Origin of the sequence: Klebsiella sp. 141251 (assembly GCF_050600725.1) — a bacterium.
Lineage (GTDB): Bacteria > Pseudomonadota > Gammaproteobacteria > Enterobacterales > Enterobacteriaceae > Klebsiella > Klebsiella aerogenes.
Genome location: NZ_JAQIRG010000002.1, coordinates 404,865 through 430,013, shown reverse-complemented (window position 1 = coordinate 430,013; position 25,149 = coordinate 404,865). Strand labels below are relative to the sequence as shown.

Annotated in this window: 23 protein-coding genes; 10 read left to right on the top strand and 13 right to left on the bottom strand. The window is 53.6% G+C overall.

The annotated features are described in order from the left end of the window. Window positions 1-236: 236 nt before the first annotated feature. The 8 genes from PGR09_RS06635 to PGR09_RS06600 all read right to left on the bottom strand — a co-directional run bounded on the left by PGR09_RS06635 (window position 237) and on the right by PGR09_RS06600 (window position 8,346). Complete coding sequence (locus PGR09_RS06635) at window positions 237-650, bottom strand: RbsD/FucU domain-containing protein (RefSeq protein WP_047048592.1); 414 nt, start codon at window positions 648-650, stop codon at window positions 237-239. Between the two features lie 45 nt (window positions 651-695). After that, window positions 696-1,460, bottom strand: coding sequence for an SDR family NAD(P)-dependent oxidoreductase (locus tag PGR09_RS06630; protein ID WP_047048589.1), 765 nt, complete (start codon window positions 1,458-1,460; stop codon window positions 696-698). A gap of 17 nt (window positions 1,461-1,477) precedes the next feature. Then, window positions 1,478-2,785: an MFS transporter gene (locus PGR09_RS06625; RefSeq protein ID WP_430915950.1), complete on the bottom strand. Its 1,308-nt coding sequence runs from the start codon at window positions 2,783-2,785 to the stop codon at window positions 1,478-1,480. A gap of 143 nt (window positions 2,786-2,928) precedes the next feature. Continuing rightward, window positions 2,929-3,975 carry a LacI family DNA-binding transcriptional regulator gene (locus tag PGR09_RS06620; protein WP_316422333.1) on the bottom strand — a complete coding sequence of 349 codons (1,047 nt, stop codon included), beginning with the start codon at window positions 3,973-3,975 and terminating at the stop codon, window positions 2,929-2,931. 417 nt (window positions 3,976-4,392) lie between these two features. Further along, complete coding sequence (locus PGR09_RS06615; protein ID WP_316422431.1) at window positions 4,393-5,079, bottom strand: glycosyl transferase; 687 nt, start codon at window positions 5,077-5,079, stop codon at window positions 4,393-4,395. Window positions 5,080-5,296: 217 nt separating this feature from the next. Next, entirely contained in the window at window positions 5,297-6,994 is a 1,698-nt protein-coding gene (locus PGR09_RS06610; RefSeq protein ID WP_015366493.1) for an NAD-dependent malic enzyme, read from the bottom strand. Between the two features lie 185 nt (window positions 6,995-7,179). Further along, window positions 7,180-7,320 carry a stationary-phase-induced ribosome-associated protein gene (gene sra / locus PGR09_RS06605; protein ID WP_015366494.1) on the bottom strand — a complete coding sequence of 47 codons (141 nt, stop codon included), beginning with the start codon at window positions 7,318-7,320 and terminating at the stop codon, window positions 7,180-7,182. Window positions 7,321-7,494: 174 nt separating this feature from the next. Beyond that, window positions 7,495-8,346 (bottom strand): Vmh family MBL fold metallo-hydrolase, encoded by an 852-nt coding sequence (locus tag PGR09_RS06600; RefSeq protein ID WP_047079128.1) that lies wholly within the window; start codon window positions 8,344-8,346, stop codon window positions 7,495-7,497. Between the two features lie 112 nt (window positions 8,347-8,458). Between PGR09_RS06600 and PGR09_RS06595 the strand changes: the two genes are divergently transcribed. The 6 genes from PGR09_RS06595 to PGR09_RS06570 all read left to right on the top strand — a co-directional run bounded on the left by PGR09_RS06595 (window position 8,459) and on the right by PGR09_RS06570 (window position 14,289). Further along, window positions 8,459-9,343 carry a LysR family transcriptional regulator gene (locus PGR09_RS06595; RefSeq protein ID WP_430915949.1) on the top strand — a complete coding sequence of 295 codons (885 nt, stop codon included), beginning with the start codon at window positions 8,459-8,461 and terminating at the stop codon, window positions 9,341-9,343. Window positions 9,344-9,387: 44 nt separating this feature from the next. After that, window positions 9,388-9,819, top strand: coding sequence for an OsmC family protein (locus PGR09_RS06590; RefSeq protein WP_015366497.1), 432 nt, complete (start codon window positions 9,388-9,390; stop codon window positions 9,817-9,819). A 117-nt stretch (window positions 9,820-9,936) separates the two neighbouring features. Then, the gene (locus PGR09_RS06585) at window positions 9,937-10,806 is read left to right on the top strand and encodes an oxygenase MpaB family protein (RefSeq protein WP_063415540.1); all 870 of its coding nucleotides are present in this window, start codon (window positions 9,937-9,939) and stop codon (window positions 10,804-10,806) included. A 166-nt stretch (window positions 10,807-10,972) separates the two neighbouring features. Beyond that, the gene (locus tag PGR09_RS06580; RefSeq protein ID WP_430915948.1) at window positions 10,973-11,899 is read left to right on the top strand and encodes a cation diffusion facilitator family transporter; all 927 of its coding nucleotides are present in this window, start codon (window positions 10,973-10,975) and stop codon (window positions 11,897-11,899) included. Window positions 11,900-11,968: 69 nt separating this feature from the next. Continuing rightward, window positions 11,969-12,913 (top strand): Dyp-type peroxidase, encoded by a 945-nt coding sequence (locus tag PGR09_RS06575; protein WP_045394192.1) that lies wholly within the window; start codon window positions 11,969-11,971, stop codon window positions 12,911-12,913. 458 nt (window positions 12,914-13,371) lie between these two features. Continuing rightward, window positions 13,372-14,289, top strand: a complete 918-nt coding sequence (locus tag PGR09_RS06570) for a bestrophin family protein (protein ID WP_430915947.1) — start codon at window positions 13,372-13,374, stop codon at window positions 14,287-14,289. A gap of 38 nt (window positions 14,290-14,327) precedes the next feature. Here the strand turns inward: PGR09_RS06570 and PGR09_RS06565 are convergent, their stop codons facing one another. From PGR09_RS06565 to PGR09_RS06555, 3 genes are read right to left on the bottom strand one after another with little or no spacing between them, the layout of a single operon-like run. Continuing rightward, on the bottom strand, window positions 14,328-14,489 hold the full coding sequence (locus PGR09_RS06565) for a DUF2474 domain-containing protein (protein ID WP_064568862.1): 162 nt from the start codon (window positions 14,487-14,489) through the stop codon (window positions 14,328-14,330). Then, entirely contained in the window at window positions 14,489-15,499 is a 1,011-nt protein-coding gene (gene cydB, locus PGR09_RS06560; RefSeq protein ID WP_430915946.1) for a cytochrome d ubiquinol oxidase subunit II, read from the bottom strand. The genes PGR09_RS06565 and cydB overlap by 1 nt, the downstream gene beginning before the upstream one ends. 1 nt (window position 15,500) lies before the next feature. Further along, window positions 15,501-16,910, bottom strand: a complete 1,410-nt coding sequence (locus tag PGR09_RS06555) for a cytochrome ubiquinol oxidase subunit I (protein WP_015366505.1) — start codon at window positions 16,908-16,910, stop codon at window positions 15,501-15,503. A gap of 453 nt (window positions 16,911-17,363) precedes the next feature. Here PGR09_RS06555 and PGR09_RS06550 point away from each other — a divergent pair, with 453 nt between their 5' ends. After that, window positions 17,364-19,664: an FdhF/YdeP family oxidoreductase gene (locus PGR09_RS06550; protein ID WP_315710563.1), complete on the top strand. Its 2,301-nt coding sequence runs from the start codon at window positions 17,364-17,366 to the stop codon at window positions 19,662-19,664. 161 nt (window positions 19,665-19,825) lie between these two features. Then, the gene (locus tag PGR09_RS06545) at window positions 19,826-20,722 is read left to right on the top strand and encodes a LysR family transcriptional regulator (RefSeq protein WP_045394200.1); all 897 of its coding nucleotides are present in this window, start codon (window positions 19,826-19,828) and stop codon (window positions 20,720-20,722) included. Here the strand turns inward: PGR09_RS06545 and PGR09_RS06540 are convergent. After that, window positions 20,719-21,621 carry a LysR family transcriptional regulator gene (locus PGR09_RS06540; protein ID WP_049059748.1) on the bottom strand — a complete coding sequence of 301 codons (903 nt, stop codon included), beginning with the start codon at window positions 21,619-21,621 and terminating at the stop codon, window positions 20,719-20,721. The two genes, PGR09_RS06545 and PGR09_RS06540, sit on opposite strands and share 4 nt — an antisense overlap. A gap of 104 nt (window positions 21,622-21,725) precedes the next feature. Between PGR09_RS06540 and PGR09_RS06535 the strand changes: the two genes are divergently transcribed. Continuing rightward, window positions 21,726-22,916 carry an MFS transporter gene (locus PGR09_RS06535; RefSeq protein WP_430915945.1) on the top strand — a complete coding sequence of 397 codons (1,191 nt, stop codon included), beginning with the start codon at window positions 21,726-21,728 and terminating at the stop codon, window positions 22,914-22,916. On the opposite strand, the gene PGR09_RS06530 is transcribed toward PGR09_RS06535, so the two are convergent. Beyond that, window positions 22,913-24,319: an MFS transporter gene (locus PGR09_RS06530; protein ID WP_430915944.1), complete on the bottom strand. Its 1,407-nt coding sequence runs from the start codon at window positions 24,317-24,319 to the stop codon at window positions 22,913-22,915. The two genes, PGR09_RS06535 and PGR09_RS06530, sit on opposite strands and share 4 nt — an antisense overlap. Window positions 24,320-24,591: 272 nt before the next feature. Here PGR09_RS06530 and PGR09_RS06525 point away from each other — a divergent pair, with 272 nt between their 5' ends. Then, window positions 24,592-25,122: an anti-virulence regulator CigR family protein gene (locus PGR09_RS06525; protein ID WP_320482407.1), complete on the top strand. Its 531-nt coding sequence runs from the start codon at window positions 24,592-24,594 to the stop codon at window positions 25,120-25,122. Window positions 25,123-25,149: the final 27 nt, after the last annotated feature.

The following is a 25,149-nucleotide window of genomic DNA, read 5'->3' as shown; positions in this document are numbered from 1 at the left end:
GTCGTTGGCTTCTTCGCTCAAGCTAAAGTTATCGCAGCACGATACCGATAACGCTTGAGCTGGCGCGATCGCCAAATGTATGTGAAACATTAAACAGTTCACAGTACAGCATAGGGGTCCTCCTTATTTTTTCAGTAGGTTGATGGATGCAGGGAGTGTAGTGCCTAAATTGTCTTTTGACCAGATACCAGCATTGAGGATCGCGCCGCCGGACTTATCGGCGGCGGGTACGACGATTAGGCCGGGGCCACGGTGAGAAGTAGGTTGGCAAAACGACGCTGTTCGCCGGAAGCAATGACCAGTTGGGTCAACGGCAGCCGGGACTTAGCGTAGAACGCCTGGCGTTCGACAAATTCAAGCGGGCAGTTTGTCGGTAGAAGCTCCCGATATTCACTGGCGATGGTGTTAGTGAATTCCGGGGGCGATGCCATCAGCGTCGCGTGTTCGACATTAACGCAGGTAAGCAGTTTTTCGACGATATAAGTTGCCGGTACCATGCCTGGCGCGAGGTTGAGATGAATCAACGTGGCATCGGCATTGGCATTAACGCGACAGGCATAATTGCTATCCGCGATGAGAATTTGTGATTTATGGCCGCAGCTCGCCAGAGCAGCCAGCAGTTGTGGATGGATAATTTCGAATTTGATCATCAGGAACTCCCTGGCGGGCGGCAATCTCTGGCCGCCCGGTTTGCATTACATGCGATAAATTCCGCCGTTAATATCGATAGTGGCGCCGGAGATAAATCCGTCATACTCGCCGGCAAGGAAAGCAATGGCGCGGGCGACGTCATCTGGCGTTCCCGCGCGCTTTAGCGGAATTTGTCGGATGGTTTCATCAGCCGATGCCTGTGTGGTGTGGCGGTTATGAAAACGGGTGCCGAGAATAAGCCCCGGCGCAACCGCATTGACGCGTACGCCATGCTCGCCCAGTTCAGCCGCCAGAGAGCGTGTCCAGGTCAGGATGGCCCCTTTTGTGGTTGAATAGGCAAGAGATCCGGCATGCCCGCCGGAGCGCCCAGCCAGCGAGGCGAGGTTAATGATGCTGGCGCCATCCGTTGCCGATTTGAGCCAGGGAAGCGCCGCCTGGGTGACGTTAAGCATGGTGGTCATATTGACGTCTAACACCGTTTGCCAGAACTGACGGTCAATTTCGCCAAGCCACTTACGCCCGACGATGCCGCCGACGTTATTCACCAGGATGTCAATGCCGCCGAGGAATTCCGCGGCGGCCTGCACGCAGGCGGTCGCGTCCTCAGTGTCAATCAAGTCCGCATAGCGCCAGGCCGCTTTTTGCCCTCGCGCGCTGGCGATAGCCGCCAGCGCTTGCGGGCCTTCTTCACCGCTGTGATAGTGTAAAAAGACATCGCATCCCGCCAGAATCAGTTTTTCCGCCGTAGCCCAGCCGATACCTTGTTCAGAGCCGGTGATAAATGCTTTTTTACCAATAAGAGTTCCCATGATGTTTCCTTAAATTTTCAGTATTGAATGACGCCTTCGCGCTGTCTGGCGCAGTAGAAAATGCAAATCAGGCCGGTGATTAGCAGGCACATGGCGAGGAATATCAGACCCGGCGTGCTGCTGTGGCTGAAGTCGTTAAGGAGGCCGACCACGTAGGGGGCGACGAAGCCGCCCAGGTTGCCGATACAGCTCACTACGGCGAGCCCCGCGGCCGTCGCCGCGCCCGCCGAGACGTTGGCAGGCATCGATAAGAAACACGGTACCGCGGTATAGATACCAATGGCGGCAATGGTCAGGAATGAGAGTGAAACCGCGACGTTGTACTTGAAGAACACCACCGCGCCGGCGAGTCCTAATGCGGCGACGACCATGCTGATACCGGCAAAAACGGCGATTTTTCGCGTTTTACTCGCCAGCATGCTCCATGGATAAACCAGTAGCGCCGCCAGGCCGTAGGGGATGAGGGCAATCATACTAACGCGCAGAATGTCATCGCCGGAAATGGCGGTAATAATCGACGGTAGCCACATTCCGAAGCCGTAAATCCCGCAAACCATCCCGAAGTTCAGCAGTGCATAAAGCAAATATTTGGGATTTTTAATACCGCTGGCGAACTCAGCCAGCGAGACTTTACTACCTGATTTTGAACGGTTCGTACTACTCATTAACCACGCTTTTTCTTCAGCGTTGAGATAGCCGACTTCCTGTGGTGAATTCTTGATAATAAAAGGGATGAACAGGCCAATAACGATCGGCGGAATACCTTCGAGGATAAATAACCACTGCCAGGATTCAAGGCCAAACCAGCCGTTATCGATATGCAGAATTAAACCTGAAATCGGTGAACCGACGGCGTTGGATAGCGGCTGAACAATAATGAACATGCCGAGAATTTTGGTCCGCCAGGCGGGCGGAAAAAAGATCGTGAAGTAGTACACCACCGAAGGAAAGAAACCGGCTTCGCACACGCCGAGCATAAAACGACAGATATAGAGTTCGGTCGGCGTTCTGACGAAGCCCATCAAGGTGGCAAATATTCCCCAGGTTATCAGAATACGCGCGAACCACAGCCGCGGACCGAACTTAATCGTGCCGGCGTTGCTGGGGATTTCAAACATAAAATAACCGATGAAAAATATTCCCGAAGCAAAGCCAAAGGCGGTGGCCGTCAGACCAAGGCTATCCTCTAACGCCATTGCGGCGTAGGCCATATTATTACGATCAAGAAAAGCCAGAAAATAAAGCAATATCATTAATGGAACAATGTGCCATGTCAATTTCTTAATGGCGCTCTTTTCTATATTTTGCGCAGATTGTAGGTTCATCATTATTTCCGGTTATACTCGTTAAAGTACAAAAGAATGGGATGGGAATCCCGACATTAATATGCGTATTGAGTCTAAAAGGGTGTAAGCCTCCCTGCTGATAATAAATATTATCTGCATCGTGTTATTTATTTATAAAACAACTATGGTTGCTTTATTCTTACCGACTGGCGCTGAATCACTTCCGGAGCGAAGATAAATTCGTCGGTTTGTAATCCCGGCTCAGCAATTCTCTGGACGAGCCGCTCTACCATCATCGACGCCATTGTCGAAAGCGGGGCCATTACCGAGGTAAGGCCGGGCGATGAGAGCGCTGAGAGGGCGATGTTATCGATGCCAATGACCGAAATATCTTCCGCAATTCTCAGGCCCTGCGCGCGGAGCCCAACCATCATGCCGATGGCTAACGCATCGTTAATCGCCACCACGCCATCCACTCGCGGCGTGCGGGCACTAATTTTTTGCGCCAGACTTACGCCCAGTTCGAACATCTCGGCGTCGCCGAATTCCCGATTGCCTCTGCCTTCTATCACCACGCCTCTTGCCGCTGTTCCGCTTTGGGCAAGCGCGGACTGAAAGCCGAGGATTTTATGGCTGCGCCCTAGCGTTAACCCGCTTTCGGTGGCAAAGACGATATTGCGGCAACCGTTGTCCAGCAGATGTTGCGCCGCCAGACGTCCCGCTTCAACGTTGTCCATTGAGACACTATCGAAGTAGCGCGCCCGAGGCGGGACGCTTTCGGCCAGCCGATTGTCATAGCTAATAATGGTCATGCCTTGTTCGGCTGCACGTACAAAGTGGGTTTTGCGTACGTCGCTGGCGGCGACGATCAATCCGCGTACGCCATGCAAAAACATATCCGCGATAAATGCCGACTCCTCGGCGGCATCGCGGAAGCAAATGCCTAATAAAAGGCGATGGCGAAAAGCGCGCGCGGCAGTATCCAGTTCATGTGCCAGCGCTGAAAAGCTCGGATTGACGATAGACGGTACCATCAGGCCGAGCATTTTGGTTGCTGAATCGGCGACCGGCGGGGCGCAACGCGGCGGGCGGTAATTTAACTCAGCCATCGTTTTGACTATCCGCTGTCGGGTCTCTTCGCGCATCTGCTGTGTGCGATTATTAAGTACGTTGGACACGCTACTAATTGACACCCCGGCCCGACGGGCGACATCACGAATATTCGCCATACCTAAACCTTCTGTTTTTGCTGCGCGCTTATTTCAGCACCGCGTTATCTGATTGCTAATTTATCGGCGACCGGGTAAGCGGGCAAGACCTTTACTCGCGGATGAGCGAGTTAATAAAGCATATGTGAAGCCACTCGTAAGGATGGACGGGTGTTTAGTAAACACGGCGATAAATATTGCAATAAAGTGGAGCAGACAGGTACGGGTTTATTGCCGATGACGGCAGTTTGAGATGTCGCACGGAACAAAGGGGCTTGCTGAGGCTGCAACCAGGGCAGGAGTGACCTGTTTGCACTCCTGCCAGCTGACTTAACGGGTGGTTGGCTATTAACTCGTCTGTGATAGTGAAGTCTCGTTTACCAGTAATAGTGGCATTCCGCGCCAGCCAGACATGTTTATGTCGGTTTTCGTCGTATTTTACTCATCGTTCTTTTTTTGCGACGCTGACGGGGGATTTTGAGTGGCAATCCGCTGGGCACTGTAGAGTGTTTCTTTAGAGAGTCCTTCAATATCCGTAATTTGTCTACAGTTCGCGGCCATTACCTGCGGATCATCGTCCGGGTACCAGCTTTCATAGAAGCCCAGAGTTGAAAAACTTGAATATTGTTCGACTTTGCAGCGCCAGGCGCTTTTAATATTATATTTGCTAAAATCCCAACTGGAGTCTTTAGTCTCGACAAATGTTTCGTATTTAATTGTGTTATTAAGATAAATACGGGTTATTCTTTCTCGCCAGAATATAGAAGTATGATAACTATTGTGGCGACTGTACTGAATGCTCAAGTCTTCGCCCGGTGTCACTTCTGGATGCAGAAAAACAAAGATGCCTGCGCAGAGAAACAAAATTGCAGGGATGATAGGGTGGTGCAGAAGGTGAAAGTTGATTTTTCGAACAAGCAAAAGCCATATTAGAGGGGCGATAAAAATATATAGCAACGCAAAAAAGAATTTACTGGGTGAATATATAATAAGACCAACGAGAGTACCGGTTGCGGTTTTTTCCGGGTCGGCATCGGGTATGATTCGCCACATATCGCCACTAAAGAGAGAGAGACCCGCGAAGATAGCAGTAAGACCTATCAGGATTAATACGACGCGGATCATTGTCTGTGTGTTTTTGTTTTCTTTGAAAGTCACATTTTCCACTTTGCATTCCTTTGTTTGATGTGGGGGTGGAAAATGTTGCATGGGTAAGGAAAAGTAGCAAGTGTTTTTATTTATATATTGGTGTAAGAAATATCAGAACGAAAAATATAAATAAGCGGCAGGCGAATTAGACAAAAAAACCGGGCCGATATTTGGCCCGGTTAGAGATTACGTATTAAATTGAGGTTCGGCGATAGTTGCGATATTCCGGCTGCCAGAAATTATCGCTAATGGCCTGCAGCAGCGCCTCGGCCGATGTTTTCACCGCCACGCCCTGTTCCTGAGCCACTTTACCGACAGCGAACGCAATAGCGCGCGACACGGCCTGAATATCTTTCAGTTCCGGCAGTACAGGACCTTCGCCGTTATTCACCAGCGGCGAGTGGTTGGCTAAGGTTTCGCTTGCCGCCATCAGCATCTCGTCGGTGACGCGCGATGCCCCCGCGGCGATAACGCCAAGGCCGATACCCGGGAAGATATAGGAGTTATTACACTGCGCGATGGCGTACTGCTTGCCTTTAACCGTCACCGGGGTGAACGGACTGCCGGTGGCCACCAGCGCTTCGCCGTCGGTCCAGGTCAGGATGTTCTGCGGTGTGGCTTCAACGCGGGAGGTCGGGTTCGACAGCGGCATGACGATCGGGCGCGGACAATGCTTGTGCATTTCACGAATAATTTCTTCCGTGAACAGCCCCGGCTGGCCGGAAACGCCGATCAGAATATTCGGCTTCACGTTACGCACCACGTCAAGCAGCGAGAGCGCTTCGTTGGTCGTATCCCAACCTTGCAGGTTTTCGCGCTTCTGCACCAGCTTGCTCTGGAACGACAGCAGATTCGGCATGCCGTCGGTCAACAGGCCAAAGCGGTCCACCATAAATACGCGCTGGCGGGCTTCCTCTTCGCTCAACCCTTCGCGCATGATTTGCGCGATGATCTGTTCAGCAATACCGCAACCGGCGGAGCCCGCGCCGAGGAAGACAATTTTTTGCTCGCTGAGCTGGCTGCCCGCGCCACGGCTAGCGGCGATCAATGTGCCGACGGTGACCGCCGCGGTGCCCTGAATATCATCGTTAAACGAGCAAATCTCGTTACGATAGCGGTTAAGCAGCGGCATGGCGTTTTTCTGCGCGAAATCTTCAAACTGCAGCAGCACGTCCGGCCAACGGTTTTTGATGGCCTGGATAACGTCATCAACGAATTGATAATACTCGTCGTCGGTCACGCGCGGATGACGCCAGCCCATATACAGCGGGTCGTCGAGCAGTTGTTGGTTGTTGGTGCCGACATCCAGCACGATAGGCAGGGTGTAGGCCGGGCTGATACCGCCGCAAGTGGTATAGAGCGACAGCTTACCGATAGGGATGCCCATCCCGCCGATACCCTGGTCGCCGAGACCGAGAATACGCTCGCCGTCGGTCACCACGATCACTTTGACGTTATGGTTCGGTACGTTTTGCAGGATATCGTCGAGGTTGTGGCGATTCTGATAAGAGATGAACACGCCGCGCGCGCGACGGTAGATTTCCGAGAAACGCTCACAGGCGGCGCCGACGGTGGGGGTATAGATAACCGGCATCATCTCATCGAGATGATTACCAATCAGGCGATAAAACAGGGTTTCGTTGGTGTCCTGGATGTTGCGCAGATAAATGTGCTTATCGATCTCGGTTTTAAATCCCTGATACTGGATCCACGCGCGTTCAGCTTGTTCTTCGATGGTTTCGACCACTTCCGGCAGCAGGCCCAGCAGGTTGAAGCTGCTACGCTCTTCCATGCTGAAGGCGCTTCCTTTGTTGAGTAACGGAAACTCAAGCAGAACCGGGCCAGCGTAGGGGATATAAAGAGAACGGTTTTTTTTATAGATGAATTGCATCGCACTAACTCCTTGATGTTCACTTCAGACCCGGGCGCGGCGATAAGCGATCGGGCTGGCAGGAAATGCAGCGGGCAGAGTATAGAGCAGATGGTAACAAAAGAAGGATGCGAAGCGTGGGATTGTCTTAAAAAAACACCATCCTGTTTAGCGGATGGTGTTTTTATCATCACTCAGCTGGAAAATTAACCACCGCGGCGTTTGCGGCCCGTAGCATGGATATGGTTAACGGTAGTTTCTTCGTCGCCTTCCAGCACCACTTTTTTCTGGCGGGAAAGCTTGTAGTTCAGACCGAGAAGATGACGTGCCTGATGGTTCGATTTCATTCTTACTCCTTAATCCTGTTCTGGTTTCAAGGACAAGCCCGACGCAAGCCGGACGAAACGTAACCCTAAGTACGCCGCGCTTTTTAACGCGACGGGATTATCGTGGTCCATTTTTTTGCGAATAGCAACCTTGCGTCGGCAGATTAAGAGCGTTCTCGATTCAGGCGCGGGCGATTACCACTTCATTTCGCCGGTGTTCACTTTCGCGCTCAACTCCAGCGAACTTTCTTCAGCGAGACCCGGATATTGCGCCTGCATGGCTTTGATGACGCTGGCGGAATCTTTATGCGCTTTCAGCGCCTGCTCGAATTTCTCCAGATAGTCGCGGGTAAAGACGATAGCCTTGTCGCCCGCCGGCGGCGTGCCGAGGTAGTGGCCCGGGATCACCTGTTGCGGATGCAGCGCGGCCATATCGTTAAGGGTCTGGCGCCACTGTTGACGGCTCGCCGCGCTTTGGGTATCGGCGGTCCAGACGTGCATGCCCCAGGCGACGCCGGTGCCGCCAAGAATCGCTTTATTCGCCGGGATCCAGACGAATGCGCCGTAGTTCTGCGGCTGACGAATTTCCACTTTCTCGCCGTCGATGGTGAAACTATCTGCGGCTAACACCTGTGGAACATAGACCTGCTTCGGCGCGCCGTCTTTCATCTGCGGGCCCCAGTAAGCCAGCTTCGCCGCTTTGGTCTCTTCAATATGCTTAACCACTTGAGGGGTCGCCACCACTTTGGCCTGCGGGAAGGCTTTCACCAGCGGCTCGAGGCCAAAATAGAAATCCGGATCGCCGGAGGTGATCACAATGTGCGTGAGCTTCTTACCGCTTTTGTTGATCATCTCAACCAGCTTTTCGCCATCCTTAACGCTGAACTGGGCGTCAAAAAGCACCGCCTCGTGCGGGCCGGAGGCCAGCGTGGAGTTCACCGCGAAGATCGCGTTCTCCTGCGGGTTGTAGGTTTGCAGGGTCAATGGCGCGGCAAAAGCGGTGGTGCTGAACAGGGCGGTGGCGATGGCCAGGGCAGATACTTTCATGTTGGTTTTCTCTCTTTCAGGTGAATAGGTTTATTTTACGTCATTCTTGATTTGCGAAAATTCCTGAAAAAAGAGATGCTGAGTTTCATAAAACGTGCAGATGGATACGGATATGGATCGAGTGATCGCCGCCCAGGTATATATGCGGATATGCGAGCTGGGCAGTTTGAGCGCGGCGGCCAGGGCGCTTGGTATGTCGCGGCCGATGGTGAGTCGCTATCTGGAGCAGATGGAGCACTGGGCCGGAACCCGGCTCATTCATCGTTCGACACGCAAACTGACCTTAACCAGCGCTGGCGAAAAGGTTTTGCAGAAAACGCGTAGCCTCACGCAATTGGCGGATGAGATAGCGGGGCAGACGGAACGCGCGGTGCCGAGCGGCACGCTGCGGGTCGCCTGCGCGCACTTTACCGCCATGCAGTTGCTCTCACCGCTGCTACCGGAGTTTTTGGCCCGCTACCCGCAACTGCGTCTCGAACTGGATATCAATAACCATCCGGTGAGTCTGATTGGCGAGCGTATCGATGTCGCCATCCGGATCACCGATAATCCGGAGCCTGGGGCGATAGCGCGGCGGCTCGGCATTTGCCGCTCGGTACTCTGCGCCTCGCCGAGGTGGCTACAGCAGCATGGCCAGATAAATTCGCCGGAGGACCTTAGTCAACATAACTGTCTGCACTATAGCCATTTCGCCACCCCGACATGGCAGTTTACCGATCCGCAGGGTGAACCCGTGTCGGTGGCCGTCTCCGGCAATCTGAGCGCCGGGATCTCCTCTCTGCTGATGGAAGCGGCGGTTGCCGGATGCGGCATCGCCATGCTGCCGGAACTGGAAGCCCGGCGCGCGCTAAACAGCGGCGCGCTAAAGCAGGTGCTGACTGGATATACGCCAAAATCCCTGGCCGTCTATGGCATCTATCTGTCACGGGATTATCAGCCCAGCGCGCTGCCGTTGTTTCTGGAGGCCATTCAGCAACAGTTGGCTCAGGTCAGCTAGAGCTGTCTATACTTACTCCTTTAACGTCAAAAAGGAGTGAAACGATGGCAATTCATAAGAAAGGTCAGGCGCATTGGGAAGGGGATCTGAAAAGCGGTAAAGGCACCGTCTCGACGGAAAGCGGCGCGCTGAACCAACAACCTTATGGTTTTAATACCCGCTTTGAAGGTGTTAAAGGGACTAACCCGGAAGAGCTTATCGGCGCGGCCCACGCCGCCTGCTTCTCAATGGCGCTGTCATTAATGCTCAGCGAAGAGGGCTATACGGCGACCTCTATTGATACCGTTGCGGTGGTTACGCTGGATAAGAGCGGCGGCGGTTTCGCCATCACCAAGATTGCGCTGCAGAGCAATATTGTCCTGCCGGGTATCGACAAAGCGGCCTTTGATCCGATTATCCAGAAAGCCAAAGCCGGCTGCCCGGTTTCGCAGGTCCTGAAAGCCGACATCTCCCTCGATTATCAGCTCAACGCTTGATCCGTGGCGTGCCCGCGGGGACGCGGGCGCGTTGGCGTTTAAAGTCACCGTCGGCAAATGCCTGCCGCCGCGAATGGTGTTATGTTGGTGGCGTTACGGATAGCGACGGGCAACGCAATGACCAGCATACGCGGCATGATTGAATCACAGGTCCTGGGTTTAACCGGGATGGCGTTAAAAGAGATTGATTTTGAAAACCCGAAGGGCGAGCCAGGCTTATTTGGCCCGCAGTCGGCTATCTGGCAGGTACACGGCGACTTTACCTCAATGCTCTGCGGCGGCATTAGCGCGCTATTATTGCAGATGCTACATCCGCTGGCGCTGGCCGGTGTGTGGGATCATTCGCGTTTTCGCGAGGATATCTTTGGCCGTCTGCGCCGCACCAGTCAATTTATCTCAGCTACCACGTTTGGCGCTACCGCAGATGCCGAAAGATTAATCGCCAAAGTGCAGGGGATCCATCAGCGCATCAGCGGCGTTGCGCCGGACGGCACACCCTATCGCGCCAGCGATCCGGCGCTCTTAACCTGGGTTCATGTGGCCGAGTGCAGCAGCTTTATGGCCTCTCATCTGCGTTATAAGCGCACCATCGTTACTGCCGCGCGTCAGGAGCAATACTATCGCGAAGCGGCGGAGGTCGCCCGGCGGCTTGGCGCCGAAGACATCCCCGAAACGCCACGTCAGGTGGCGGAGTATTTGCAGGATATGCGCCCACAGTTACGTTGTGATGAGCGAACGCAAGAAGTGGCGCAGGTGCTGCTCAACACCCGTCTGCCGGGCCGTCTAAGCCAGCCGGTAGGGCGCTGGATGATGGTCGCCGGAATCGATCTGCTCCCCGATTGGGCGCAGCAGATGCTGGCGATCCCCATCAATCCGCTGCAGCGGCGAACCGCGAGAGTGGCGGTCAATGGCGTAGCGCGGGTGCTCCGCGCCTCGGTGCGAAATGGGGCTTATCATTGCGCTATGCGTCGAATGGCAACGTCATAAAATAAAAAAATAGCCGCTCAATGTCGGCTATTTTTAAAGCGCAATCATTCGCATTTATATATTATAACTCAGGCTATTTATTTTAAATTTATTATCAACAAGCCATTAATATTGAATATCGCTGATTCATATCAGGCTATCATCCATACTTTATTCGGGAGGGATGATGGAAAATAAAAATCAACAGAATGATAATAAATATCATCAGCGTTCACAGGCCGCGCGAAAAAGCACCCTGGTCAGCGTCGTGGTTAATCTGTTTTTATCGACCGGGCAAATTATCGCTGGCCTTTTTTCAGGATCGCAAGGGCTTATTGCCGATGGCATTCACTCTCTTTCCGATTTAGTTGCTGATTTTGTGGTTCTGATTGCCAATAAGAAAAGCCGTAAACCTTCCGACAGCGATCATCATTATGGCCACTGGCGCTACGAAAATGGCGCGTCGCTGATATTGGGCGCGATTTTAATGGTTGTCGGCGTCGGTATGTTGTGGTCGGTGGTGGATAAACTACTCCATCCGGAAACCATTCAATCCGTGCATATTACGGCACTTTGGGTGGCCCTGACGGCGCTGATCGCAAAAGAGACGCTGTTCCGTTACATGCTGGCGGTAGCAAAGCGCATTCAATCGTCATTATTAATTGCGAACGCCTGGCATGCGCGCTCGGATGCGGCATCGTCGGTAGTGGTGGCGGTGGGGATCGTGGGTAACCTCGCCGGTATTGCCTGGTTGGATCCCGTGGCGGCATTGTTAGTAGGGGTATTGATTACACGAATGGGTTACACTTTTGCCGGCGATGCTTTGCATGATTTAATGGATCGCTCGGTCGACGCGCAAACCCAGAATGCGATACGCGACACCATCGCCGCAACCGGCGGCGTAGTGGGTTTACATGATCTAAAAACCCGTAAGGCGGGCGACCTGATCCTCGTCGATGTCCATATTGAAGTTCCGGGCGAGCTGTCGGTTCGTGCAGGCCATGCTATCGCGCTGGCGGTGCGGGAAAATGTGCTCGCGCGCCATGAGGTGCTACAGGTGATGATTCACATTGATCCATACGAAGCGCCCGGCGGCGAACTGGCTCACGCGTAAACAACTTTCGACTCCTGCCTGCAGGAGCCAACGCTACCTTGCCGTTAATTGGCAATAACAGAGGATGATATGAAAATTAACGAACCTCAGGCGATTACTTTACCGCTGCCGCGAACGGCGATATTCATCGTCGCGACCGTAGCGCGCAGCGCTGAGAGCCTGAGCCGCGTGCGCGACTGGTGCGATGATTTTGCCGCGGTGGTGCGTTCCGTTGGTACCCGCATGCCGGAGGCGGGGATTTCCTGCATCTGCGGATTTGGCGCTGAGATCTGGCCGCAGTTGTTTGGTCAGCCCACCCCGCAGCAGCTGCATCCTTTCCGCCGCGTGGGCAGCGGAGAGCGCGTGGCGGTCTCTACGCCGGGCGATCTGCTGCTGCATATCCGTTCCGATGATATGGGGCTTAGCTTCGAGCTGGCGACGCAGTTGATGGATAAACTGGGTGACGCGGTGACGGTTGTCGATGAAGTTCACGGCTTCCGCTATTTCGACCGTCGGGCGATGATTGGCTTCGTTGACGGCAGTGAAAACCCGCAGGGGCGCGCGGCGGCGGATTTCACCATTATCGGCGAAGAAGACCCAGATTTCGCCGGGGGTAGCTACGTGATCGTGCAGAAATATCTGCACGATATGGCGGGCTGGAATGCGCTAACCGTCGAACAGCAGGAGCGTATTATCGGGCGTAAAAAAATGACCAACATCGAACTGGATGCCGACGTCAAACCAAGCTGTTCGCACAGTTCGCTGACCACGCTTGAAGAGAACGGCGAGGAGATTAAAATCCTGCGCGACAACATGCCGTTTGGCAAACCCGGGATGGGCGAGTTTGGTACCTATTTTATCGGTTATGCGCGCAGCCCGGCGCCCATCGAACAGATGCTGGAAAACATGTTCGTCGGTCGCCCGGCCGGTAATTACGATCGACTGCTCGATTACAGCCGCCCGGTTACCGGTAGTCTGTTCTTTGTACCTTCCGCGACGCTACTTGAAGAATTATCCAGCCGTCAGGCTGAATAACCCTGCATAATATCGGCCATTACGCCGCTACAGATGGTTTATTTCTCCGGCCTGCTTTGCAGGCCGTATATTGCGTGGAAAATAAAAACAGCCCATAATTAAAACACCATTAATTCATCGCTAATTAATGGCGGTTATCAACGCGATGTCGTGTTTGTGTACAATAAAATTAACCAATGGCTTAATAGATAATATCTATACCCTAAATAATTCGAGTTGCAGGAAGGCGGCGACGCAGGGAATCCCCAGGAGCTTACTCCAGTAAGTGACTGGGGTGAGCGAGGACAAATTCGTCAGGAACGAATTTGAACGCAGTTCACTGCGCCCGTAAGGGCGAGGCCCAGGGATGGGCCGAGTTATTGCCAACGCACATGCAACTTGAAGTATGACGGGTATATACCCATCATTTTTCATTAGGGTATGTACTGAGCATCATTGGGTCTTCAGGAAGTAATACAATGATCATCCGGCCAGAACAACACTGGTTTTTTCGTCTGTTTGACTGGCACGGTTCCGTGCTGTCAAAAATTGTTTTCCGCCTGCTATTGAACGTCCTGATGTCGGTCATCGCCATCATCAGCTATCAATGGTATGAACAACTTGGCATTCATTTAACCGTTGCGCCATTTAGCCTGTTGGGGATCGCGATTGCGATTTTTCTCGGCTTTCGTAATAGCGCGAGCTACAGCCGCTTCGTTGAGGCGCGTAATTTATGGGGAACCGTGCTGATTGCCGAACGAACGCTGGTGCGACAGCTGAAAAATATCCTTCCAGCCGAGGATGAAACGCATAAAACATTAGTCAGTTACCTGGTGGCGTTCAGCTGGAGCCTTAAGCACCAGTTGCGTAAAACCGACCCGGCGGTCGACCTCTATCGCCTGTTGCCGAAAGAAAAAGTGGCGGAAATTCTCGCCAGCTCAATGCCGACTAACCGAATATTATTATTGATTGGTAATGAGCTAGGTAAGCTGCGCGAGCAGGGTAAGCTCAGCGATATTACCTACGGCTTGATGGATAATAAACTCGATGAGTTAGCCCATGTCCTGGGGGGCTGCGAACGTCTGGCGAGTACGCCGGTGCCGTTTGCCTACACCTTGATTTTACAGCGCACGGTGTATCTTTTTTGTACGTTGCTGCCGTTCGCGCTGGTGGGGGATTTGCATTACATGACGCCGTTTGTTTCGGTGTTTATCTCCTACACCTTCCTGTCATGGGATTCCCTGGCGGAAGAGCTGGAAGATCCGTTTGGCACCTCGGCCAACGACCTGCCGCTGAATGCAATGTGCAATACCATTGAACGTAATTTGATGGATATGACCGGGCAACATCCGTTACCGGAAAAAATGCAGCCTGATCGTTTTTACAACCTCACATAAAAAAACGCCGGGCGGGTCAGCCCGTCCGGCATTTAGTATTAGTGAGTGCGCATTCCTGCCGCCGTCATCAATAGCTTAAAGAAGGTGGCGACCACGCCGAGCGCCAGCACGCTGGCCCCCCAGATAATCACCAGCCACATCAGTTTGTGCCAGAACGGACGATGATGCGTCGTTAACGTTTTATCAGATTGAGTCGCCATCAATGATACCACTCATCGGGTTTGATTTTGCCGCGGAACACGTAGTAGCTCCAGCAGGTGTACATCAAAATAACCGGAATGATCAGCAGCCCGCCGACCAGCATAAAGCCCTGGCTCTGCGGCGGCGAAGCGGCCTGCCAGATAGAGATAGCCGGTGGAATAATATTTGGCCAGATGCTGATCCCAAGGCCGCTGAACCCGAGGAACACCAGCGCCAGGGTGAGTAAAAACGGCCCATAGCTGGCCTGACGATTATAGGCGCTCCGGACAATCCCCCAGCAGCAAACCAGCACCAGCAACGGCACCGGCATAAACCAGATGATATTGGGGAAGGTAAACCAGCGGTGAGCGATTTCCGGGTGAGTCAGCGGCGTCCAGATGCTGATAATAGCGACCACTGCTAACAACGCCAGCGTCAGCGGGATCGCCAGCTCGGACATTTTGCGATGCAGAGCGCCTTCAGTTTTCATTATCAGCCAGGTGCAGCCCAGTAATGCGTAGGCAATCACCAGTCCGACGCCGCAAAACAGCGGGAAGGGCGCCAGCCAGTCGAGGGTTGAGCCGCTAAATTCGCGACCCGTGACGCTGAGGCCGTTGAGCAGGGTGCCTACGGCGATCCCCTGACTAAACGTCGCCAATAGCGAACCGCCGATAAACGCCTTATCCCACAACGGACGATGTTCCGGCGTCGCCTTAAAGCGAAACTCAAACGCTACGCCGCGGAAAATCAGCCCCAGTAACATGGCGGTTAACGGGATGCTGAGCGCATCGATAATCACCGCGTAGGCCAGTGGAAACGCGCCATACAGCGCCGCGCCGCCCAGCACCATCCAGGTTTCGTTACCGTCCCACACCGGCGCCACGCTGTTCATCATCATATCGCGGTCGGTTTCATTTTTATTAAACGGGAACAGAATGCCGATCCCGAGATCGAAACCGTCCATCACGATATACATCAGAGTGGCAAAAACGATGATCGTGAACCAGATAATTGACAGGTCGATACCCATATTATTTTCTCCCCGAAGTATTCATAGGTTCGCGTACCGCTGACAGCGGGCGGGCAGGGGTTTGGTTCTGAGTCGGGTCCTCCGGCGTGTGCGCACTTTCCGGCCCCTTTTTTATCAGGCGAATCAGATACACGTAGCCGACGCCAAACACCGAGGCGTAAACCACGATAAAGGCCAGCAGGCTGAGGGACATATGCAGATCGCCATGGGCGGAGACCGCATCCCGGGTTCGCTGAACACCATAGACTACCCACGGCTGGCGGCCAATTTCAGTGGTAAACCAGCCTGCCAGTAGCGCGACCAGCCCGGAAGGACCCATCAACAGGGCAAAACGCAGGAACGGTTTTGACGTGTAAAGCCGGCCACGCCAACGCAGCCAGGCGCTGACCACGCCGAGCAGTACCATTAACATACCGAGCCCGGCCATCACCCTGAACGACCAGAAGATAATGGTGGAATTTGGGCGATCTTCTTTCGGGAAACTTTTTAAGGCCGGAACCTGTTTATCTAGGCTATGGGTCAGGATGATGCTGCCAAGATAGGGAACCTCAATTTTATATTTGGTGCGCTCCTCATCCATATCCGGCAGACCAAACAGCACTAATGGCGTGGCCTCACCCGGTTTATTCTCCCAGTGTCCTTCAATCGCGGCGATTTTTGCCGGTTGATGTTCGAGCGTATTCAGGCCGTGCGCATCGCCAATCATCGCCTGAATGGGGGCGACGATCAGCGCCATCCACAGCGCCATCGAGAACATCTTGCGGATTGCCGGCGTGTCATTGCCTTTCAGCAGATGCCAGGCCGCCGAAGCGCCGACGAAAAAGGCGCTGGCAAGGAAGGCGGCGGTGGACATGTGCAGCAGGCGATACGGGAATGAAGGGTTAAAAACGACCTTCAGCCAGTCTACCGGCACCACGATGCCATTCTCGATAATGTAGCCCTGCGGCGTATGCATCCAGCTATTGGACGCGAGGATCCAGAAAGTGGAAAACAGCGTGCCCAGCGCCACCATACAGGTCGCGAAGAAGTGCAGTCCGCGGCCGACGCGATGCCAGCCGAACAGCATGACGCCAAGAAAGCCGGCTTCGAGGAAGAAGGCGGTCAGGACTTCATAGGTCAATAGCGGCCCGGTAATACTACCGGCGAACTGCGAGAACCCGCTCCAGTTAGTGCCGAACTGATAGGCCATCACCAGTCCGGAAACGACGCCCATACCAAAATTAACGGCAAATATTTTTGACCAGAAATGGTAGAGCTGGCGGTAGGTATCCTCTTTTGTTTTTAACCACAGCCCTTCCAGTACCGCAAGGTAGCTGGCGAGACCAATGGTAATAGCGGGGAAAATGATGTGGAAAGATACAGTAAATGCAAACTGTATCCTGGCTAAATAAAAGGCATCTAATCCGAACATGGCTCACCCCTGTACGACATTACTTCATTGTATTTATGGAATATTTTCTGCATAGCGGATACGGCTTTACCTGCGCAAAGCCTCCTGTTGATGACAATTAAATTACGGCGTTGACGGGCATTGAAATATGTTAATGCCCTTGATAATAAAGTTTAAAAATAATTCTTTAATTATCAAATAGGTTAAATTTAACACCCGATAGATAACATCTATTATACAACACGAAATGAGATGTTATTATTTAGTTAACGATTAAAGTCGCTCATTTCATTTTAACCAGACATTTAGTTAAAGATTAAAAACAACGAGTTAACCCTGTCATTTGCTATTCATTGCAAAATGAAATGCGGTATTTCCCGCTTAATTAATGTGGTTATTTAACATCACCGCAAAAAAACGTGACCAATGTTGTTAATAACATCCGCTAGCTGAAGAGAGTATTCAGGAGTTCATATGAATAAGAAAAAACGCGCTGTCCCCGGTGTTCATCCCTATGATGGCCCAGCGGGTGGATGGGGGGCGTTAAAAGCGACCGCCATCGCCGTGCGTACGCAAATGGACGCGCTTGACGCCCCGGTCACGCTGCTGCGTACCAACCAGCCTGACGGTTTTGACTGCCCCGGCTGCGCATGGCCGGATAAAGAACATAAATCAACCTTCCAGTTTTGTGAGAACGGCGCGAAGGCGGTCACCTGGGAAGCCACCAGCAAACGCGTGACGCCAGAGTTCCTCGCTGCCAATACCGTGACCTCGCTGCTGGCGAAAAGCGACTTTGAACTGGAAGGGTACGGACGTATTACCCATCCCTTGTCTTACGATCGCGAAAGCGACACGCTGCGCCCGGTCTCCTGGGAAAGCGCGTTTGCCCGCATTGGCGAAGTATTACAGGGCATGCAGCCCGATGAAGTTGAGTTCTATACCTCCGGGCGCGCCTCTAACGAAGCGGCATATCTGTTCCAGCTTTACGCCCGCGAGTTCGGCACCAATAACTTCCCGGACTGCTCTAATATGTGCCACGAGGCGACCAGCGTCGGTCTGCCGCAATCGATCGGCATCGGCAAAGGCACGGTGTCTTTGGATGACTTTGATAAAACCGAACTGGTTATTTCCATCGGTCACAACCCCGGAACCAACCATCCGCGCATGATGGGGACGTTGCATGAACTGTCCCGCCGCGGTGTGCCGATTATCGTCTTTAACCCGCTGCGTGAAAGGGCGCTGGAGCGTTTTGCCGACCCGCAGAACGTTATTGAAATGGCGACCTACAGCTCAACTAATATCGCCTCAACCTATTTTCAGGTGAGAGCGGGCGGCGATGCCGCGGCGCTGAAAGGGATCGCTAAGGCATTACTGGAGATCGAAGCGGACCAGGGCCAGGTGCTGGACCAGGCGTTTATTAACGAGCACACCCTCGGCTTCGATGCTTTTGCCGAAGATTTACGTCAGACTAGTTGGCCGGAAATTGAGCGTGAGTCCGGATTAACCCGCGACGATCTGCAGCGCGTTGCCGTTGCCTACGCCAAATCCAACGCCACTATCGTGACCTATGGCATGGGGATCACCCAGCATAACAAAGGCACCTCTAACGTCCGGTTGATTGCCGACCTTCTGCTGATGCGCGGTAATATCGGCAAACCGGGGGCCGGGATCTGCCCGCTGCGCGGTCACTCTAACGTGCAGGGCAACCGTACCGTCGGCATTACCGAAAAACCGAGTGCGGAGTTTCTGAATAATCTTGAAAGCGTGTTTGGCTTTGCCGCTCCACGTGGACATGGTCACGATGCGGTGAAAGCGCTGCAGGCAATGGTTGCCGGCGAAGCGAAAGCGCTTATCTGTCTTGGCGGTAATTTCGCGGTGGCGATGCCGGATCATGAGCAGGCGTTCCCGGCAATGCGCGGGCTCGATCTTAGCGTGCACATTGGCACCAAACTGAACCGTTCGCATCTGCTGGTGGCGAAAGAGACCTTTATTCTGCCTTGTCTGGGCCGCACCGAACTTGATATGCAGGAGAGCGGACGTCAGTCGATTACCGTGGAAGACTCGATGTCGATGGTCCACGCTTCATCTGGCAAACTGAAACCGGCCTCTGACCGACTGCGCTCGGAACCGGCTATCGTCGCCGGGATGGCGACGGCGACGCTGCCGAACAGTAAGATCGACTGGTTATCGTTGGTGGCGGATTACGACCGCATCCGCGATCTCATCGAGCACACTATCCCCGGATTCGAGGATTATAACGAACGTATTCGTCATCCGGGCGGTTTCCGAATGCCGCTGCCGCCAACCGAGCGGATCTGGCCGACGCCGACCGGCAAAGCGATGTTCTCGGTGTTCAAAGGCGTCCATGAGAACAGCCGGGTTGACGGCGACGACGTGATGCGGCTGGTTACGCTGCGCAGCCACGATCAGTACAACACCACGATTTACGCGATGGACGATCGCTATCGCGGAGTGTTTGGCCGCCGCGATGTGCTGTTTATGAACGAGCAGGATATGGCCGAGCAGGGGCTGGAGCATGGCGACCGCGTCGATATTTTCACCGCGCTGCCGAACAGCGATCTGCGCCTCGAGGATATCACCGTGGTTGCATACAGCATCGCGCCGGGCACCGTTGGCGCCTATTACCCGGAAGCCAACGTGCTGGTGCCGCTGGATTACATCGATGAAGAGAGCGGAACGCCGTCGTACAAATCAGTTCCTATCCGCCTGACGCTGCGTTCGAAAGAGGTGCGCGCCGTTCCCGGTCTGCGTTAATTTGCTGAATATTGCCAGTGGCCTGCGATCGGGCCGCTGGCAAATGGCATCTTGAAATCAGCCCCCACCGCAAGTAACATTTAAATAACATATGTTATCGCAGCTGTGTTCTGCATCGCGTCCACCACTGACCAGCGGACGTCACTATTCTGGAAGTTAAGATGGACATTAAACAGCTGAAATATCTGATCGCGCTCGATCAGACGCGCCATTTCGGTCAGGCCGCGGCGGCCTGCCATATCACCCAACCGACGCTTTCGATGCGTATTCGCAACCTGGAAGACGAACTTAATCTTACGCTGATTCAGCGCGGCCAACGCTTCGAAGGTTTTACCCCGGAGGGGGAGCGCATTCTGGCCTGGGCGCGAGCGCTGCTGGCGGCGCACGACGGCCTGGCGGCAGAAGCGGCGATTTGTCGCGGCCAGATGGTGGGCCAGTTACGCGTAGGCATGGTGCCGTTAGCCAGCCTGAACCCTATGCAGCTTATCAAACCGCTGGCGGAAAAATACCCTGAACTGCAGTTCAGTCTGCTGTCGATGACCTCTGAGCAAATTATCGACGGCGTCAGCCGTAATCAGCTCGATCTTGGCATCTGCTATTTGCACCACGTCGATAGCGAATTATTTAACGTCACCTGGCTGCCGAAAACGCGAATGGGCCTGCTGCACGACAGTCGCCATTTCCAGTTTGATGCCGGTATCCCCGAGTGGGAGACATTAGCGGGACTGCCGCTGGGTTTCCTTACCAAGGGGATGTATTATCGTGAATCGATTGAAATGAGCTTCAAAGCCAAAGGGTTAACGCCGAAATATGTTTTTGAAAGCGATTCGACATTTCAGATAATCCAGGCGGTCCAGGCCGGGATCTGTTGTGCCATCATGCCGCTCAATAACGGCCTGGAGGCGTTGAGCGACAACCTGGCGATTATTCCCATTGCAGAAACCGAGGTTGACTCCACGCTTGCGCTCATCATGCGTAACCAGGAGCCGGTGTCGTCGCTGGCGGAGAAGTGCTTCGCCGATGCGCAGGCGATTTTCGGCGAAACGTCAGAAACTTAATCGGCGGCAAAATGCTGTTGCATGAAATCGAGCCAGACGCGAGAACGAGCGGGTAAAAAGTGGCGTTCGCGATACAGCGCCACGAGATGTAGCGGTGCCGCCGGTAGTTCCAGTTCAATCACCTTTAACTGACCTGAGGCGATAAACGGGCGGCAAGCTTGTTCAGCAAGGATGGCGAAACCCACGCCGGCGACGGCGGCATGAAGAGCGATCTCTCCGCTATTCACCCGAAAATGGGCCTGTACGTTCACTTTTTTAAACGCGTTCTGTGCGGTGATGAATTGCCAGGCTTGCCCCTTCAGCGCGCTGACGGTGGTGATGCAGGGAAGCGAGGCAAGCTGCTCGCAACGTACTGGCTGTCCGCATTTTTCCAGCAGCGAAGGCGCAGCGACAACACAACAGGGAAACGTCGCCAACGGCCTGGCGATATAGCTGGCATCCTCCATTTTTCCACGGACGATGGCGACGGCAATATCAATATCATCTTTAAGCGCATCGGCACCGGCAAGGCTGACCACGCAGCTTACTTCGATTTTGGGATAACGCGTGGCGAACTGCGCCAGCAGGGGGCCAAAAAGCGTCGGTCCAATTTCGTTAGGCAGACATAAGCGCAACAGCCCCTCAGGATCGGCCTGCTGTTGAGTCAAGGCCGCTTCGGTTGCCGCGAGCTCATCGAGCAGGGGACGCATGCTGTTAAAAAAAGCCTGTCCGGCATCGGTGAGATGCATGTGTCTGGTGCTGCGCTGGATAAGCCGCAATTGCAGTTTTTCTTCCAGTTGAGAAATCTGGCGACTGACATTTGACGAAGGCATACGTAGCGCCCGCGCCGCCCCGCTGAAGCTGCCGTTTTCCACGACATTCACAAACACGCGTAGTGCATTCAAATCCAGTTTACTCACCGCCGATTATCCCATTTTTGATAATTAACCCGCCCATTTTTACCGCCTTATGCGCTTTTTTACTAGCCGATAAACTGATGCTCCCCCTGATGAGAGGACGTGTAATGACCATAAATCTACGACGAATGGGTGCGATTATCGCTTTTATCCAATTTACCAACGCGCTGGAATATATGATTTTCAATCCGCTATTTGTCTACATGGCGCCAACTTTCCAGGTGCCGGTGAGCTGGGCAGGTTATGTCAGCGGTATATACACGCTCGCATCGGTCATTTCCGGCATTGGCGCGTGGCGCTGGGTGGGGAGGCTTAATCCGCGAACGTTTCTGCTGGTTAATATGGCGTTACTGGGAGCGTTAACGCTGATGGTGCTGGCCACCCAGCATTTCATATTACTGTTGGTGCTGCGCTTTTTTGCCGGGATCCTTGGCGGAATGACGATGGGGGTGGCCAGCAGTTTATTGATCAACGCGGCGGACCAGCAACAACGCGCACGCTTGTTGGCAACGGTCATTTCAGCCTTTTCGCTGGTCAGTATTATCGGCATGCCCGCCATGTTGTTTCTCTGCGCACGTTTCGGCTGGCAGACGGCGCCGGCATTGATTGGTGTTCTTTGCCTGCTGGCGCTTATCATGATCTATGTTGGCCTGCCGAAGACTTGCGGCTGTGCAGGCTCTGGTACAAAGATACGCATCACGCCAACGATGCTGTTATTCGCCAGCGGCAATGCGTTAACCCAGTTTAGCCCGATGCTATTACTGCCGATCCTGGTGCCTTTGCTGATGGGCAATATGCGGGCAAGCAGCGAAGCGCTACCGTGGTTGTTCTTTCTCGGCGGTATAGCGGGATTTGCGGCGACAAAGTTGAGCGGCGGTCTGTGTCAGCGCTTTGGCGGCTACCGGCTGAGCCTGGCGGCAACCGTAGTTTTTATCATCAGTTTGCTGATGGTGCTTTGGCTGGACGGCGCGAGTTGGCTGTTCATGATTGCCTTCCTGGGAGCATCTTATAGCCGACTGGTTGCCTCCTCGGCGGTGGCGATTCGGTTCCCGGACGATACCTGGCGAGCGGGATTTACCACTTTGCAAGGAGGTTTCATGTCCTTCAGTACGGCGATTGCTTTTGTGCTCTGTTCAGTGTGGCTGGCCGACGGCGAGATGAGTCAGCAGGCGTCTACTGGGTTGATTGTATTTAGCGGAGCTAGCGCCTTGCTGCTGCCATTTTTATTGCGCTATCAAGAAAAAATACTCGTACGCAACGCCGCCGAACGGGTAACCGGCGGCGTTGGTGAGCATTAAATATTTTCCAGGCGAATTCCCCGGGTTCTTGGCCCAAATATGCCGACCGACAGCATGACCATCAGCATACTGGCGACGATAAAACTAATCACCCCTGGCGTTCCGGCATATTGCAGGATCACACCAATCATAATACTGGTGACCGCGGTAGACAGACGGCTAAAGGAGTAACAAAAACCTACCGCCCGGGCGCGAATATGGGTCGGGAAAACTTCGGCCTGGTAGGCATGATAGCTGATGGTGAGCCAGGCATTAGACCAGGTGATCATAAAGCCGCAGATAACCAGCAGTATCGGGTTATTTTGTAAAGCGAACAGTGTGCCGAAGATGACCGTCATTAGCGCTGACAGGACAATTTGCCATTTGTTTTCAAAACGATGGACGAAACGAGTGCAGAACAGGCAGCCAAGCGGGTAGGCCAGGGTGATAAAGAAGGCGTACAGCAGGCTATGGGTAATACTGGCGCCCTGGCCGGAAAGCAGCGCGGGCAGCCAGTTACCGAAACCAAAGAAGCCGATGGCCTGGAAGAAGTTCATCACCATTAACATGAGGGTGCGTTGCCGGTACTGCGGCGCCCAAATTTCTTTAAAATTACCGCGTTGCGGCGCCGATACCGCCGGGCTGGCATGGCGCCGGGAAGGCGATAAACCGCAGCGCTGCTCCATTTCACCCATGACCCGGTGCGCGTCATCGTGGCGGCCTTTGCTTTCCAGCCAGCGGGCGGATTCCGGCAGCTTTTTGCGGATGACCCAAATGACCAATGAGCACAGTGCGCCAAGAATAATCACCCAGCGCCAGCCGCTCAGGCCGAGGATGGTCATTGGCACCAGTAGCCAGGACATCAGCGCCACTGTCGGTACCGAGAGAAACTGAATGAAGAAAGCATACGCGAAGGCTTTATTGCGTAAATGCGTCGGCATCCACTCGCTGAGATAAGTATCAATAGTCACCAGTTCAATTCCCAGGCCGATCCCGACCAGGAAACGAAAGAAAATGACCCCTTCAGCGCTATTTTGCAGCGCCATAATCAGCGAAAAGATGCCATACCACGCCAGCGCGAACATAAAGGTCAGACGGCGTCCGAGCCTGTCCGCCAGCGGCGCGAGCAGGCTGGCGCCGATAAACAAGCCCATAAAGGTCGAAGAGGCGAAGGCCGCCTGATCCGCGATACCGAATACCCCGTCTTTCCCGGTATGGAAAAAATTCTCGGCGAGCAGACCGGTGCTGATATAACCGGTCTGGAACAGGTCGTAGAGTTCGAAAAAGCCGCCTAATGCCAGCAGTGTGATAAATGACCATAGACCGGGCGAGGAGGGCAGTGCGTCGATACGCGCGGTTAAGCTGTCGGGATGTTGTCCTGGCGGGCTAAAGGAGGCGTCGCCGAGAACCTGGGTGGTAGACATATTATTATTTTCCTCAGGAGAAATGTTTGCCTGCTAATGTTAATTGGTTGTTAATGGTTTTAAATTTTTAATTGTTAGCGGCATCACGATTTAACAGTCAGAAATCATGCTTAATGCGTTTATAGATGGCAAATATGCTGGTTTTTTGCCTGGTGTGGCGACGGAATTGAAGTAAACGACCGGTGATGGAAATCAGAATAAGTGAAATGGTATCGTTGGCGAATATCACCTACATTTGCAGCGTGTACTCTGTGCATTTAAAGGAAAAGATCATGTTAAAGCGTCAGGTAGTAAAAGCAGCGTTGGCTATGGTGCTGTCGCTAACAATGGCCGCGGCACCGGCGCTTGCTAATCCCGGAAACGGTAATGGCAACGGTAATGGCAACGGTGGTCATGGTAATAGCGGCAACCATGGCAATAGTGGTAATAACGGCAACCATGGAGACAAAGGCAACAATGGCCATAGCGCCGGCCAAAGCGATAACGGCGCTGGCAAGGGACAGCGTAAGAACTACGGCAAACCGGATCACGTCAACAGTGATATCAGCTATACCACCGCTCGCGCGCTAGCGGTGAACTATGGCTTAACCGGCTATCAGGCGCTGCCTCCGGGGATTGCGAAAAATCTCGCGCGTGGAAAACCATTACCTCCGGGGATTGCCAAAAAAGCGGTGCCTGCCTCGATGCTCAACCAATTACCTTATTATCCCGGCTATGAGTGGCGAGTCGTCGGTGACGATCTGGTTCTGATTGCGCTCAGTACCGCTGTGGTCACCGCGATTATTAATAGCGTATTTGATTAAACTGAAGCCCCCGGCGCTGCCGGGGGA